Here is a 15,257-nt window from a genome sequence, read left to right as displayed (position 1 = left end):
GCGAGGCAGGCATATGTTTACGAAAGAGAAGTATCTGAAAATGTCCGCGCCTTTTCGGGAGCATCCGGGACGGATCCGTATGCTTTTGTGGGTGAACCGGATTCTGACAGTTCTGGCGTATGTCAGCTACATTGGCTGCGGATTCCTGCTGGTCCTGCAGCGCAGTCCGTGGATCATCCGTTATCTTCTGGTTCCGGGGATTCTGTTTGCGGCAGTTTCCATATTCCGTATGTCCTGGAATATGCCGCGCCCCTATGAACAGTGGGAGATCCGGCCGCTTCTGCCCAAGGAAACCAGCGGAAAATCCTTTCCCAGCAGACACGTGTTTTCGATGGCGATGGTGGCAATGGCAGTGTGGTCGGTGTATCCGCCGCTGGGCGCGGTTCTCCTGATTGCTGCCGCAGTTCTGGCCTGGATCAGGGTGGCAGCAGGCGTGCATTTTCCGCGGGACGTGATCGCTGGAGCGCTGATCGGGATCGGATTCGGGATTTTCGGGTTCTGGATGATCTGAGACAGACGGATGCACAGAAAAAAAGCCTCCGGCCTGGCCGGAAGCTTTTGTAAGGGAAAATGTTTCAAAGAAAACAGTAGATTACATAAAATTAGCAAATGTGCTGGCAAAGATCACCGTCAGCAATCCGGATACCGCAATGGAAAGACCGCTCATAGCGCCTTCGACTTCGCCCATTTCCACTGCGCGGGAAGTGCCGATGGCATGGGATGCGGTACCGATGGCCAGTCCCTTTGCCACCGGATTGGTAATCCGGAAAATCCTGCAGGCAAAGTCGGCAATGACATTGCCCAGAATGCCGGTAATGATAATCGCGGCAACGGTGATCTGCACATAGCCGCCCAGTTCCTGGGAAACACCCATACCGATTGCGGTGGTGATGGATTTCGGCAGGAAGGTGACATACTGATCATGGGTAAAGTGAAAAATCTTTGCCATGACAAAGATGCTGATCATGCTGGTCAGCGTACCGGCTACAATGCCGATGAATACGGCCTTCCAGTTTTTTTTGAGCAGTGTGATCTGCTCATACAGAGGAATGGCCAGGCATACAGTGGCGGGTGTCAGCAGATACCCGAGAAACTTGGCGCTGCTGTAGTAAGTTTTGTAGCTTATATGTGTAAAAGCAAGGACGGTAATGATCACTGCGATGGAAATCAGCAGGGGATTCAAAAACGCCTTGTTGAACTTTTTTTTCAGCTGCTCGGCACCGAAGTAGGCGGCCAGGCTCAGCGCAATTCCAAAGAACGCGGAAGAACTGAACAGGTGGTTCATACTACTGTACCTCCCAGGGAGATTCTTTGTCTGCTTCTTCTGCTTCTTCCTCGGCTTCCTCACCGGTCTCAAAGGTCATGATGGCCTGAGCGGTCTTTCCGGCCGCGCCGATGACCAGGAAGGTGGATATCACGATCAGGATCAGTGCCGGGATCAGAATACTGCTGACATTTGTCCAGGAGTCGATGAGACCGACACCGGCAGGGATGAACATCAGCGGCATAACATCAATGAGAAAATGACCGGCCTGATCGACCTGCTCCAGCTTGACCGCACCGGTCATCAGCAATACAAACATCAGAACCATGCCATAGATGCTGGACGGGATCATCAGGGGGATAAAATGATGTAAAATCTCGGCAGCCAGGGAGATCGCCGCAATAATAAAAAATTGTCGAATGTACTTCATTTTCACATGCCTTCTTTAAACTTTTTGCAGAAGATTTTTGTTAAAGTTGTATATCGTTTTCAGGATGTGATTATATCACCGTGTATACAAAAATAATATAGATATATAGTCAAAATATATGATAATCCAGTCAAAATGTTAAATTTAAAACAGAAAAACAAGAAAAAGACAAATAGAAATCGAGAAATTACCCATATAGTTTCGTCATATTTAACAAAAATTTTATAAGTCAAAGTGCATAAATATGCTTGATAATACTTGTGGACATTGACTATGATAAAAAGAAGAAAAAACAGCGGACCGTGAGAAAAATGGAGAGTTGCATTGATGAAGGAATATACGGGAAACGAAAAGTATGCCAGTCAGGAAAACAGAAAAAAGATTCAGCGAAGACCGGAGGAACTGTATCGAAACCGGGATTTTCCCTTTGTGCGGTTTATCGTGACCCAGGATACCTGTGAGCCTTATGGCGCCGGGTTTCATTATCCGCACTGGCACGATGATCTGCAGTTTACAATCGCGGATAAAGGCACCGTCCTGGAATATGTCAACGGCGTGGAGTACGAGCTGAAGGAAGGGGAAATGCTGTTTATCAATTCCGATGCCATCCACATGACCAAAAAGGTAATCGGTGACGGACGGTTCATCAGCATGAATTTTTCCCCGAAGCTCCTGGCGATTATCGAAGGAAGCAGTATGGAGCAGGAATATGTGAAGCGGATCACAGACAACCGCAGCCTGCAGGCGATTCTGCTGACCAGGGGGGAAGAATGGCAGAACCGTCTGATCGATGAATTCTATGGATTGAGCCGGTACCTGGATCAGCCGGAGTGCTACGGCAGAGAATATGAGATTGTCGGGTATCTGCAGCGCATGTGGGCTACCTTTATCGCAAACGTGGAGAGCGGGGATAAGAAGGTGTCCTCCGCGTTTATCCGCAAACAGGACGCGGTACAGAAAATCCTTACCTATCTGCACCGGAATTATGCCCGGAAGATCGACCTGGCGGAAATCTGCGAACTGGCCCATATCAGTCAGGCGGAATGCAACCGTCTGTTTCAGAGTATTCTGAACACAAGCCCCTATGAATATCTGCTGCATTACCGGATGGAAAAAGCCTGTGTGCTTCTGCGGGAGACCAATCTGAATGTGACGCAGGTGGCCAGTGAGGTGGGATTTAACGACAGCAGCCATTTTATTGCGGAATTTAAGAAAAGGCGCGGCGTCACACCCGGGAAATATCGGAATCAGCATTCACAAACCGGGGGAAATGGAGTATCATAAAGAACAGTTTACACAGAGCTCATAAAGGAGAAAAACAGATGGATATCGTTGTATTAGCAGGCGGACTCAGCACAGAGCGGGATGTATCTTTCGTATCCGGCGGTCAGGTGACCAGGGCATTGCGGGAAAACGGACACCGGGTGATCATGCTGGATGTGTTTATGGGATATGGAGAGAAAGAACAGGACGTAATGGGCATTTTTGACCGGGCGGAACAGATTTCCGCGGCGTCAGGGGCGGTAACAGCCGATGCTCCGGACCTGGCAGCTGTCAAGGCGATGCGCAGCGATCAGTCCGATGCTTTCTTCGGTCCGAATGTAATTGCGATCTGCCAGCAGGCAGATATTGTATTCCTGGCACTGCATGGGGAAAACGGGGAAAACGGCAAGGTTCAGGCAGCATTTGATCTGTTTGGCATCCGGTATACCGGCAGCGACTATATATCCAGCGCCCTGGCTATGAACAAGGCGTATACCAAGCGGCTGTTTATGGCAGACGGCATACCTACCCCGAATGGGGTTTATCTGGAGGAATCCGAGGCGCCGGAAGACATTGCGGAAACCGGACTCGGCTATCCCTGTGTGGTAAAACCCTGCAGCGGCGGTTCCAGCATCGGCACGTCCATTGCCCATAACCCGGAGGAATATCGGCAGGCGCTGAAAGACGCGTTTTTATATGATACCGGTGTGATTGTGGAAGAATACATCAAAGGACGGGAATTCGCGGTAGGCGTGATTGCGGATCATGCCCTGCCGGTGATTGAGATTGCCCCGGTAGCCGGCTTCTATGATTATAAGAATAAGTACAAAGCAGGCAGCACAGTGGAAACCTGCCCGGCTGATCTGCCGGATTATGTGGCAGCGCATATGCAGGCGGTAGCGGTGAACGCGGCGGCATCCCTGGGACTGCATACCTATTCCCGAATGGATTTTCTGCTGGATGACGACGGGAGAATGTACTGCCTGGAGGCAAATACCCTTCCGGGAATGACGCCCACCTCCCTGCTGCCGCAGGAAGCAGCGGCCGAAGGCATGAATTTCAATGAACTGTGTGAAAAACTGATCGAAATCTCATATCAGCGCTGAAACAGGAAAACCGGGCAGCTGGAGATACAGACTGCCGGGAGTTCCGGGACACAGCAAAGATGAAGGTGTAGTATGGGAGAAACTATGAAAAATCTTACGTTGCGAAATATTGCGGCTGCCGTACAGGGGCAGTACATCGGTCCGGAGGAAGCGCTGGATACAGAAATCACGGGAGCGGTTACGGACAGCCGCGCCGTGCAGAAAGGCGGACTGTTTATTCCGGTGGTTGGAAAACGGGCAGACGGACATCGCTTTATTCCGGATGTGTTTGCGCAGGGCGCGGCAGCTGTGCTGTCGGAGCGTAAGCTCCGCGAGGAGGAGCTGTACGGCACAGGAGACAGTACCGTGACGGATGCGGGCAGGAAAGACCGGCCGTACATTCTGGTAAAATCCAGCCTGCAGGCACTGAAGGATATTGCGGAATATTACCGCAGCCAGCTGGATATCCCGGTGATCGGCATTGCCGGCAGCGTAGGCAAGACCAGTACAAAAGAAATGATTGCTTCTGTACTGTCACAGAAATACAATGTCCTGAAAACAGAAGGAAACTTTAACAACGAAGTGGGAATGCCCCTGACCCTGCTGAAAATCCGGCCGGAACACGAAGCCGCGGTAATCGAATTGGGCATTTCGGACTTTGGGGAGATGCACCGCCTGGCCAAAGTGGCCCGTCCGAATATCTGTGTGATGACCAATATCGGGCAGTGTCATCTGGAATTTCTGGGAGACAGGGACGGCGTGCTGCGGGCCAAGTCAGAAATCTTTGATTTTCTGCGGAAAGACGGCGCGGTGGTGCTCAATGGGAACGATGACAAATTAAATACCATCGGAACGCCGGCCGGTGTGCAGCCCATGCGCTATTTTGTGGAAGACGGCAGCGCGGAGCGCGTCATGGAGCCGGAGCGCTATACAGTGACGGCCACATCGGTGACCAGCAACGGTCTGGAAGGCATGGAAGCTGATCTGATCTGCGTCGACCCGGCAGGTACGGCAGCCACGGAAGGCGTGCTGGCGCGGGCAGCCCGGCGGAAAGCGGAAGAAAACGGAACACCGGTCCCGGACCGGAAGACTGCGTCGGATTCCGGCAGTATTGATATTATTGTGCGCCATATTTCCGAACCCCTGCCCGGCATACACAATATCTATAATGCCTGTGCCGCGGCCTGCGTCGGATTAAAGCTTGGGCTGACACTGGATGAGATCGTGGATGGAATCGGACAGGCCCGGACGATCGCGGGACGGTCCCATATGATTCATCTGGACCGGAACATCCTGGTGGTGGATGACTGTTATAACGCGAATCCGGTTTCCATGGAGGCGGCGCTGGATGTGCTGTCTTATGCCAAAGGACGTACGATTGCGGTTCTGGGCGATATGGGCGAGCTGGGAACCGGGGAAAAGGAGCTGCATGCGCAGGTGGGCGCCTATGCCGCCAGCAAGGAGATTGATATTCTTTACTGCGCCGGCGAGCTGAGCCGGGAAATGGCCCGGGCAGCCAAAGAAGCCAGCGGGATTCCGCAGGATTCCGACGGCCATGTGGAAAACCTGGCGGATATCCTTGCCGGCAGAAAACGGGCAAAAGGCAGCTGCGGATCCGTCCGGCACTTTGACAGCAAAGAAGAGCTGATTCAGGATCTGCTGCAGCTGGTACGCAGAAATGACTCCATTCTGGTGAAAGCATCCCATTTTATGGATTACCCGAAGATTGTGGAAGCATTAGAGGAAAAATTTGCTGTTACAGAGCCGAACGCATAGGCGGTTGGCTCCCTGTGCGAATCCGCAGACATCAAAAAGATCTCCGGCAGGCCGGTTATCCGGCGCCGGAGATCTTTTTTTCAAGATTTTTGCTCTGCGCACACCCGGCGGCAGGCCGGGAATTACAGTTCGGAACGGTTGCGGTCAAGCATGGCCTGGATCCGTTCCTGGGCCATGTGTCCCATATGATGTTTTTCCTCCCGGGACAGCAGGGTCGGATCAATGGGTTCGCCGTATTCCACGATCACGTGTACCGGCTTTACGAAAGGCATGTGATCTTTGAGAATGGCGGAGGTGTTGCTGATGGCCATGGGAATGACCGGACAGCCGGTGCGTTCGGCCATCTTCAGACTGCCTTCTTTAAAAGGCTGCAGCGTGATTCCGTCCCCACGGGTCCCTTCCGGAAAGATACACATGGAGATGCCCTGCCGGATCTGCTCCGTGGCGGTTTTGATGGTTTTCAGGCTTTCCCGGGGGTTATCCCGGTTCAGAAACAGACAGTAGAGCCGTTTCATCCAGGTGCGGAGAATGGGTACCCGCGCCAGGTCATCTTTGGCGATATAGCCGGTCCGTGAGGGAACCAGGGTATAGCCGATGATAATGTCAAAATAGCTCTGGTGATTGCAGACATAAAGTACTGCCTGGTCCTGGGGAATGTGCTCCCTGCCTTTGACCGTCAGCTTCACGCCGCAGATTCTGTAAATCACCCGCAGAATCCACTGAACCATGTGCAGACACTGCAGGTCTGCCTTTTCTTTGTTCTTTCTGCTGATCAGATATTCGATGCCCAGTACGGGTATCCAGAAAATCAGAAAGATCAGCGCAGCGGCAACGCCGCAAATCGTACGTAACATAATTGTGTCCTCCCCGACGCAAGAATATCCTCTGTGATTATAGCAGAAGTTGCAGACGTCGTATATATCAGAATAGGGAAGATTTCGGAAATGGCCGGCAGGGAAACAGACGGCGGAAATCTGTAACAAATCAGGGGCAGAGGAGAAAATAATATCCGAAATATGACAAATGTAACAGCGGAAAAAAGTGATGAAAGCGCAGAAAAATCAGGGGTTACAGCGAGAGAGAACGGGGAACTGAAATATTACGGAAATGTTACAAAAGATTCATAAAATTTCTATAAAGTTGTCATTTTGGTTGCAATTGTTGCAGGCAGGTGATATAATTTCGCTGATGACGATTGAAGAAATGCGCAGTCCGTATGGACGCGCGGTATGATACAGCGCTGCAGCGGCTGTGCCGCGGCGGCAGCAGAACGGCAGAAAAAGGAGTAAAAGTCAGAGATGAAGAAGAAAAGAATTCTTGCTTTCGCACTTGCAGCAGCCATGGTGATTACAGGATCCCAGGCAGTATTTGCGGCGCCGAGCAGCGCAAAGCTCAAGGCAGCGAATGAACAGGTATCCAGCCTGAAGTCCAAGACATCCTCGATTCAGTCACAGCTGAACGGACTGGACAAGGACCTTTCCGATGTGCTGGTCAATATCAGCATTATTGAGAAGGATCTTGCTGCCAAGAAAGCAGAGATTGCCCAGACGAAGGCAGATCTTGCCAAGGCGCAGAAGGACGAGCAGGATCAGTATAACGCAATGAAAAAGAGAATCCGCTATCTGTATGAGAACGGACAGACTTCTTATCTGACCACTTTCCTGGAGGCAAAGAATTTCGGTGACGCATTAAATAAAGTATCCTATGCGTCCCAGGTATACAGCAGTGACCGGGAGATGCTTACCGAGTACCAGGCTGCGGTAAAGAAGGTAAATACACTTCTGAAGAAAGTGGAAGAAGAAGAGGCCGAACTGGAAGAAACCCAGGATTCTTACAATCATGAGAAGGCCACTTTAAAAACTACGATTAAAAAGAAAAAGTCCCAGTTATCCGGATTTAATTCCCAGCTTGCGAAAGCAAAGACACTCGCAGCGAAGTATGCGGAAGCAGTTCAGGAGGAAGAGGCCGCAGAGCGGGCAGCAGCACAGAAAGCCGCAGCACGGAAGGCTGCAGCGCAGAAAGCCGCAAAGGCATCCGCTTCCAGATCCAGTTCCTCGAGTTCTTCGAACTCCGGTTCCTCCGGCTCCAGCTCTTCGAGATCTTCCAGCTCCAGTTCCGACCGTGAAAATGTTTCTTCCGGCGGATCTTCCGGATCCAGTTCTGACAGCGAGAACATTTCCTCCGGCGGCTCCTCCAGCTCATCCAGCAGGAGCGGAAGCGCGGTTGTAAGCTACGGCGCACAGTTTGTGGGCAACAGATACGTATGGGGCGGCAGCAGCCTGACCAACGGCGCGGATTGTTCCGGTTTCGTCATGGCAGTATACGCACACTTTGGCGTATCCCTTCCCCATTCCTCCAGCGCGCTGCGTGGCGTGGGCCGCGGAGTATCCCAGTCCGATATGCAGCCGGGCGATATTGTATGCTATGCCGGTCATGTGGGAATTTACGCCGGCGGCGGTCAGCTGCTGAACGCAAGCAACTCCGCTCCGTATCCGAGAGGCGGCATCAAATATACAAACGTACATTACAGAACGATTCTTGCAGTGAGAAGAATTTTCTAAACCATACGAAAGACAGAGGCATCCGGGAAACCCGGATGCCTCTGTTCGTGTCATGGCAGATTGCTGCGGAATCCTCTGATTTCCGGCTGGATCGGTCGGTTTCTTCCTTGTGACAGTTCTGTGATTGTGGTAAAATAATCTCAGAATAGACAGGGCATTTGCTGAAAAGAAGGGAGACGTGATCATGCTGAAGAAGCTGTTTAAGATTTTTCTTATCGTATGTATTTTGATAGGTATCATTTATGTAGCGTATATTTATTTTACAAAAGATGACGAATTTGACGAATTCGAGGATGATTTCGGCTGTGATGAGGACCGGGGAAGCGCTTCCTGCTTCAGCAAAGTAAAGGCCGGAATCCGCAGCGTTCTGCCATTTTAGACAATTATCTGCGAACGGAAAGCAGCAAAGAAGCCGTGAAAATGAGCCTTCGTTTTCACGGCTTCTTTGCGCGGAAAGATAGGGGGAGCTCCGGATGCCTGCACGCTGTTTTGCCGGCGCCGCAGCCCGTGGAAAGTCGCCACCTGTCCAAACTGCTCCGGCGAAATACCAGACCGGCGTCCGCAGCCGGCGGAAAGGCAGCATCACCCGCCGGACTGGGCCTGAAAAATTCTGCGGGCTTTTACCGGGAAACATTTTCATATGCGGAAATGTGTGGTAAGATAGATTCACGTGTTTATTGCTTTAACACGTTGATTGGTAAATATAGGAGCAGACATGATAGCAAAGAGATTACGCAAATCCCTGGATGAGGGAATCAGCATCCGTGATATTTTTGAAGAAGGCAAGCGGATGGCTGCAGTATATGGAAAAGAAAATATTTTCAATTTTACCATCGGCAATCCCAGCGTAGCGCCGCCGGCCATTGTCAATGAGACCATGAAGGAGATTCTGGATACAGAGGACGCGCTGACACTGCACGGATATCCGGCCAATGTCGGACATCCGGATGTGCGGCAGCATGTGGCGGATTATCTGAATCAGAAGTATGGTACCTCTTACGAAACAGGCGGAATTGCCATTACTTCCGGAGCCGCCGCGGCGATTACAATTTTATGTAATACCCTGCTGGACTATGGGGATGAAGTGATTACATTCGCACCGTATTTCTGGGAATATAAGAGTTATGTGGAGACGGTATACGGCAAGCTGGTGCCGGCCCTGTGCAATATGGAGACCCTTCAGCCGGATCCGAAGACCTTTGAAGCCGCCTTTTCAGAGCGGACCAGGGCGGTGCTGATCAATACGCCGAACAACCCCACCGGAGCAGTCTATACCAGGGAATCTCTGCAGGCAGTCTGCGATATTTTAAAGAAAAAAGAAGAGGAATACGGACATCCCATTTATCTGATTTCCGATGAGCCTTACCGTAAGCTGGCCTACGGAATCGAAGTGCCGTATCTGACGGACTATTACCGCGATACAATCGTGGTATACTCCTTCAGCAAGACCCTGTCGATTCCCGGTGAACGGATCGGCTATCTGGCAATGCAGCCGGATGTCACGGATTATGAGGACCTGTTCGCTGGCGTTACCGCTTCCATGCGGTATCTGGGCTATGTAAACGCGCCTTCGCTGCAGCAGCGGATGCTGTTAAAATGCATCGATGCGACGGTGGATATCGATATCTACCGGAAGACCAGGGATATTCTGTATGAAGGTCTGACAGAGATCGGTTATACCTGCATTCATCCGGACGGAGCCTTTTATCTGTTTATGAAGGCGCTGGAACCGGATGCGCCGGCTTTCTGTGAAAAAGCCAAGGAAGAACGGATTCTGATGGCGCCGGGGGACGCGTTCTACGGACCGGGATGGGTGAGAATCTCTTACTGTGTGCCGGATGATGTGGCCCGCCGCAGCCTGGATGGATTCCGCCGCCTGTATGAAAAATACCAGCAGTAGGAGCGAATCAGCGGAAACACTGGTATTCCGGAGTCCGGTCTGCTAGAATAGGGCTATGATGCTGACACGGATCTATTATACCAGGTGGGACGGCAGACATGGCTCCCACAAATTGCTGAAACAGGCAGTTACAGAAGAATATAAGAACCGGGGCATGTCCTGCCCCGGTTTTTTGGATGCATCCGGACAGGACCGGGACGGCAGGGAGACAAAGAGCGATCCGCCGCGAAAGGAAAGCTGGATACACACCGGGCCGGAGGGCAAGCCCTGGATTCCGGATGCGCCGGAGATACGTTTTTCCATTTCCCACAGCGGCGGCTGGTGGGCCTGCGCGATATCCGACCGGGAAGTGGGACTGGATATCCAGGAGGAACGCAGCGTGCATGCGGAGCGGCTGGCGGAACGTTTTTTCCATCCCGCGGAGGCCGCATGGCTCAGACGCCACGGAATGGATCAGTTCTGCCGGATGTGGGCCTATAAAGAAAGTTATCTGAAGTATACGGGGAAGGGACTCAGCAGCGGAATGGACGGGTTCTGCGTGGTCGGGCAGGCAGAGACAGAAGAGACCGGTATGGAACCGGAGCCGGAGCAGCACCGGATTGCCGGCTGTCCGCAGGCGGTACAGCAGGAGATTGCCTGGGGAGACATGGGTTCTATGGTGCTGACCGCGGGGGAACATTCAGAAATCCGGCTGATTGCCCTGGAGCATGGCGACTGGCGGCAGTAAGGAGGTATTCATAAGTGCAGACCGTAACAATAAAAAGCAATCGAAACGGAATCAATCTGATCCTGGATCCGGCAGTTTCCTTTGATGTGCTGGAACAGGCAGTCCGGGATAAATTTACAGAATCTGCCAGATTCTTTCAGAACGCGGAGCTGGTTCTGTCCTTTGCAGGCAGGGAGCTGTCCGAAGAAGAGGAACAGATTCTGATCCGAACGATTACCGAGGCTTCCGGGGCCCGTATCCTGTTCCTGCTGGAGCAGGATGAATTCCACGAAGCACTGATCGGAAGCCGTATAGAAGCATTTCGCCAGGCGGGCCCGGAGGAGACCGCCGGAGACCACCTGATCCGCGCAAAGGGATATTTTCAGGGAACCCTTCAGGCAGGCGACATTCTGGAAAGCAGGGAAAGCGTTCTGATCTGCGGGAACGTGGAGCCGGGCGCGCAGGTGCTGTCCATGGGAAATGTTGTGGTGCTTGGCGTCCTAGCCGGCACTGCCTGCGCAGGAATCGGAGGAAATGACCGGTGTTTCGCGGCGGCCATGGAGATGATGCCGGAACGCGTCACCATCGGGGACGCATCGGTGGAAGGCGGACCGGCACCGGAAAAACGGGGACTGTTTCGCAGAAAACCGCCGGAAGGCAGTTTCCGTCCGCAGATGGCGGTGCGTTCCGGGGACCAGGTCGTATACCGGAGCATTACCAAACAGGCGCTGGAGGATCTCTATCAGAAACTGTGAGCCCCGTGACGGAACTGACGGCACAGAGAAGGGGGACGGAAACCGGACGGATCCGGCAGAATGCTCATGCTGTTTTTGCCTGGAAAATAAATTTTTAACAAAATTTATGCGTTTTGCGCATGATTTTTGGCGATTGATGCCAAAAAAATAAGACGCTCTCCAGGACAAGACAGACAATATGATGAATATTCAGACATTTACAAATCAGACTCCAAAAACTTCCGAATTTGTGTTAAAATATTATGCAGAAGGAGTCTGCGTATATGTTTAAAATTGGTGAATATGTTGTATATGGCAATAAAGGTGTCTGCACGGTAAAGGATATCACGACGGTAGATCTTCCGGGTGCGGCAGAAGCGAAGGAATACTATATCCTGCAGCCTGTTGAGGATCAGGGCGCGACGGTTTACCTTCCGGTAAACAGCCAGAAAGCAGTGATTCGCCGGGTGATTACCAGAGATGAGGCAAAGCAGCTCATGGATGATATCCCGAATATCAAGGAGCTGCAGATCCCGGATGAGAAGAAACGGGAAGTCCATTACAAAGAAGCGATGAAAACCTGCGACTGCAGGGTCTGGGTCAGCATTATCAAGACCTTGTATACCAGACGGAAGGTTCGCATCGAAATGGGCAAGAAAGTCACAGCCCTGGATGAAAAGTATCTGCGGGCAGCAGAGCATGAGCTCTTTGACGAGCTGTCCATCGCCCTGGATGTATCTCATGAAGAGATGCGGGCTTATATGGAAGAAAATATTTGACAGCCCGGAACGGGCATATTCCTGTTCCCTTATTGGAGGTTTCCCTGCGTCAGTACAGAGGAGCCTCTTTTTTTTAGAGAAAACAGTTCTTTCAGTCGCCTGCGGAGTGGCAAAACCCCTGTTTTTCTGGCAGAATAGACAAAATAGGACATTTCTGATAAGATTAACGGACAATGGCTGAGTGGAACCATAGGTTTGTGAAAGAGCACACAGACTGCCCGGATAATGGGCAGATGAGTGACGGAGACGAATTATGAGTAATAGTAAGAGAAGACCTGAGCGTGAGACTTCCCGTTCCGGATCCGGAGGGAATCAGAAGCGGAAGCATAAAAAGATCCGTTCCTATGTCAAACGTGTCAAACTGGCACAGATTCAGAACCCGGTGGGCAAGGCCGAATACAGACGCCGTCTGGCCCGGGCCAGACGGGCGGATTTCTTCCGCCGGTTTTTCCTGGTGATTCTGGTAATCGTCCTTGTGGCAGCCGCCGGGCTGGGCGCAGGCAGCGCATATCTGTACAAGCAGACCGGCAAGGGAATCCTCGGGTACCGAAATGCCGCGGAAAAAATTCTGGACAAGAGCAAAGCGTCGGATTTCAGACTGGCGCAGCCCTCTTTCCTGTACAGCGCGGACGGAACACAGATGGCGGAGCTGTCCAGCGATGCCGATGCCACATATCTGGATTATGAGGATATTCCAGCCAATGTGGTCAATGCGTTTGTGGCGGTGGAAGACCAGACTTTCTGGGAAAACAGCGGCATCGACACCAAGGGAATCGCCCGCGTACTGGTGAACTATGTGCGGACCGGCGGCAGCGTGGCAGAAGGTGCCAGCACGATTACGCAGCAGCTGGCGCGTACGGTTTATCTGACACAGGAGAAGAAGATCAGCCGCAAGATCGAAGAAATCTTCCTTTCCAAAGGACTGGCAAAAAAATACACCAAAAAGCAGATCATGGAGTATTACTGCAATAATGTGTGCTTTGCCAACGGAATCTACGGCATCGAGGACGCGGCACAGGCATATTTCGGCAAATCCGCCGATGAACTGGATCTTTCCCAGATCGCGTATCTGTGTGCCATCCCGAACCGTCCGGAATACTACAATCCCTACAAATATCCGAAACATGCGCTGTCCCGCCGCAACAAGATCCTCGCGGATATGTTGGAGCAGGGCTATATTAACCAGGCGCAGCATGACAAGGCAGCCAGCGAAAAGATAAAAATCAAAAAAAAGAAGACGTCTGCCAAAAAGTACAACTACGAAACCACTTATGCGGTGAACTGCGCGGTAAAATACCTGATGAAACAGGAAGGCTTTGACTTTACTTATAAGTTTGACAGTGCCAAGGAGTACAATGCATACCTCACAAAATATGAGGAAGCCTATTCCCAGGCAGAGCACGAACTGTATACCGGCGGATACAAGATCACTACCACCATTGACCTGGATACCCAGGCGCAGATGCAGAAAGCGCTGGATGAGACCCTGTCCTTCAGCACAGCCAAAAATTCCAACGGAATTTATGCCCTGCAGGGTGCCATGACCGTTATTGACAATGATACCGGAAAGGTGACAGCGATTATCGGCGGCCGCGATCAGGACGAAGTGAATTCCTACTCGCTGAACCGCGCATTTCAGAGCTACCGGCAGCCGGGTTCCACCTTTAAGCCGCTGGTTGTGTACACACCAGCGCTGGAAAACGGATACTCCCAGTATTCCAGCCTGAAAAATATTGATGTGTCCGCGGCGAAAAAAGCCACCGCCGGAACCATCAGCTCCATGTCCGGCCCCACGATGACCCTGCGGAACGCAGTCACAAAGAGTATTAACGGATGCGCGTACTGGCTGTTTAATGAAATCAGGCCTTCCACGGGACTCGGGTATGTGACAGATATGAAGTTCACAAAAATCGTGCCCCAGGACTATACCATGAGCGCTGCCCTGGGCGGTCTGACCCATGGCGTAACTACGGTGGAGATGGCCAATGCGTATCATACGCTGGAAAACCACGGCGAATATACTGAAACAGACTGCATCAAAACCTTCCTGGACAGCAGCGGAAAAGACATTTATTCCGCTCCGTCCAGCAAGCAGGTATATACCAAGACCGCAGCGGATACCATGACAGATGTGATGATGAATGTCATCACCAACGGTACTGCTGCATCCATGGACTGGTATGAATATTCCGGTACGGACGCCGCCGGCAAGACCGGTACCACAAACGGAAGCAAAGACGGATGGTTCTGCGGTTATACGCCATACTACACGATATCGGTATGGGTGGGCTATGATCAGCCGAAAACCCTGTCCAATCTGTACGGCGGTACCTATCCGGCTTCTATCTGGCGCAAAGCGATGTATGCGCTGGTTAAGGGAAAGGAAACCAAGTCCTTCGATATCGAAAAGACAACGTCCCATTACAGCTCCAGGTCGTCGTCTTCTTCCGGAAGCAGAAGTCAGGGCAGTACCCAGAGCGAAACAGGCGCTTCCATGGATGACGGTTCGGAAGAATCCACACAAAATAAAACAGACAGCAGTATAACAGATAACCAGAAATCCGAGACGGAAAACGGAAACACAGCAGGCGGTTCCGAACAGGAGAAAGATTCCCAAAAAGAAAGCGGTTCTTCCGAACAAGGGGGAAAGAAAGGGGAGTCATCCGAACATAAAAGCGGAAACACCTCTGAAAACCCTGCAGGAGGCAAAGAGTCAAGCTCCCGGACAGGGGGACCGTCTACGACAGAATAACAAGAGA

14 protein-coding genes are annotated in these 15,257 nt (G+C 51.7%); 11 read left to right on the top strand and 3 right to left on the bottom strand.

The features are described from left to right. Nucleotides 1–13: 13 nt before the first annotated feature. Nucleotides 14–511 carry a phosphatase PAP2 family protein gene (locus tag CXIVA_RS04530; RefSeq protein ID WP_013976845.1) on the top strand — a complete coding sequence of 166 codons (498 nt, stop codon included), beginning with the start codon at nucleotides 14–16 and terminating at the stop codon, nucleotides 509–511. A gap of 81 nt (nucleotides 512–592) precedes the next feature. Here CXIVA_RS04530 and CXIVA_RS04525 read toward each other — a convergent pair whose 3' ends face one another. Both CXIVA_RS04525 and CXIVA_RS04520 read right to left on the bottom strand, forming a co-directional pair. Then, nucleotides 593–1,285, bottom strand: coding sequence for an LrgB family protein (locus tag CXIVA_RS04525; RefSeq protein ID WP_013976844.1), 693 nt, complete (start codon nucleotides 1,283–1,285; stop codon nucleotides 593–595). A gap of 1 nt (nucleotide 1,286) precedes the next feature. Continuing rightward, nucleotides 1,287–1,694, bottom strand: a complete 408-nt coding sequence (locus tag CXIVA_RS04520) for a CidA/LrgA family protein (protein WP_013976843.1) — start codon at nucleotides 1,692–1,694, stop codon at nucleotides 1,287–1,289. Nucleotides 1,695–2,021: 327 nt separating this feature from the next. Between CXIVA_RS04520 and CXIVA_RS04515 the strand changes: the two genes are divergently transcribed. The 3 genes from CXIVA_RS04515 (at nucleotide 2,022) to murF (ending at nucleotide 5,818) form a co-directional block, all read left to right on the top strand. Beyond that, on the top strand, nucleotides 2,022–2,978 hold the full coding sequence (locus CXIVA_RS04515; RefSeq protein WP_013976842.1) for a helix-turn-helix domain-containing protein: 957 nt from the start codon (nucleotides 2,022–2,024) through the stop codon (nucleotides 2,976–2,978). Nucleotides 2,979–3,016: 38 nt separating this feature from the next. After that, a complete protein-coding gene (locus CXIVA_RS04510; protein ID WP_013976841.1) occupies nucleotides 3,017–4,063 on the top strand; it encodes a D-alanine--D-alanine ligase in 1,047 nt (348 codons plus the stop codon). Between the two features lie 84 nt (nucleotides 4,064–4,147). Continuing rightward, nucleotides 4,148–5,818 (top strand): UDP-N-acetylmuramoyl-tripeptide--D-alanyl-D-alanine ligase, encoded by a 1,671-nt coding sequence (gene murF / locus CXIVA_RS04505; protein WP_041728410.1) that lies wholly within the window; start codon nucleotides 4,148–4,150, stop codon nucleotides 5,816–5,818. A 122-nt stretch (nucleotides 5,819–5,940) separates the two neighbouring features. Here murF and CXIVA_RS04500 read toward each other — a convergent pair whose 3' ends face one another. Next, on the bottom strand, nucleotides 5,941–6,672 hold the full coding sequence (locus CXIVA_RS04500; protein WP_013976839.1) for a lysophospholipid acyltransferase family protein: 732 nt from the start codon (nucleotides 6,670–6,672) through the stop codon (nucleotides 5,941–5,943). A 444-nt stretch (nucleotides 6,673–7,116) separates the two neighbouring features. On the opposite strand from CXIVA_RS04500, the gene CXIVA_RS04495 reads away from it, so the two are divergent. The 7 genes from CXIVA_RS04495 to CXIVA_RS04460 all read left to right on the top strand — a co-directional run bounded on the left by CXIVA_RS04495 (nucleotide 7,117) and on the right by CXIVA_RS04460 (nucleotide 15,250). After that, nucleotides 7,117–8,379: a C40 family peptidase gene (locus tag CXIVA_RS04495; protein WP_013976838.1), complete on the top strand. Its 1,263-nt coding sequence runs from the start codon at nucleotides 7,117–7,119 to the stop codon at nucleotides 8,377–8,379. Between the two features lie 184 nt (nucleotides 8,380–8,563). Then, the gene (locus tag CXIVA_RS04490; RefSeq protein ID WP_013976837.1) at nucleotides 8,564–8,758 is read left to right on the top strand and encodes a hypothetical protein; all 195 of its coding nucleotides are present in this window, start codon (nucleotides 8,564–8,566) and stop codon (nucleotides 8,756–8,758) included. 336 nt (nucleotides 8,759–9,094) lie between these two features. Beyond that, nucleotides 9,095–10,279 (top strand): pyridoxal phosphate-dependent aminotransferase, encoded by a 1,185-nt coding sequence (locus CXIVA_RS04480; protein WP_013976836.1) that lies wholly within the window; start codon nucleotides 9,095–9,097, stop codon nucleotides 10,277–10,279. A 55-nt stretch (nucleotides 10,280–10,334) separates the two neighbouring features. Then, nucleotides 10,335–11,006 carry a 4'-phosphopantetheinyl transferase superfamily protein gene (locus CXIVA_RS13320; protein WP_013976835.1) on the top strand — a complete coding sequence of 224 codons (672 nt, stop codon included), beginning with the start codon at nucleotides 10,335–10,337 and terminating at the stop codon, nucleotides 11,004–11,006. Nucleotides 11,007–11,020: 14 nt separating this feature from the next. Continuing rightward, nucleotides 11,021–11,740, top strand: a complete 720-nt coding sequence (locus CXIVA_RS04470) for a septum site-determining protein MinC (RefSeq protein ID WP_013976834.1) — start codon at nucleotides 11,021–11,023, stop codon at nucleotides 11,738–11,740. A gap of 263 nt (nucleotides 11,741–12,003) precedes the next feature. Next, complete coding sequence (locus CXIVA_RS04465) at nucleotides 12,004–12,498, top strand: CarD family transcriptional regulator (RefSeq protein ID WP_013976833.1); 495 nt, start codon at nucleotides 12,004–12,006, stop codon at nucleotides 12,496–12,498. 253 nt (nucleotides 12,499–12,751) lie between these two features. Next, nucleotides 12,752–15,250 carry a transglycosylase domain-containing protein gene (locus tag CXIVA_RS04460; protein ID WP_013976832.1) on the top strand — a complete coding sequence of 833 codons (2,499 nt, stop codon included), beginning with the start codon at nucleotides 12,752–12,754 and terminating at the stop codon, nucleotides 15,248–15,250. Nucleotides 15,251–15,257 lie beyond the last annotated feature (7 nt).

It is taken from the genome of Clostridium sp. SY8519 (genome assembly GCF_000270305.1).
GTDB lineage: Bacteria > Bacillota > Clostridia > Lachnospirales > Lachnospiraceae > SY8519.
This window is presented reverse-complemented; position numbering and strand designations above follow the sequence as displayed.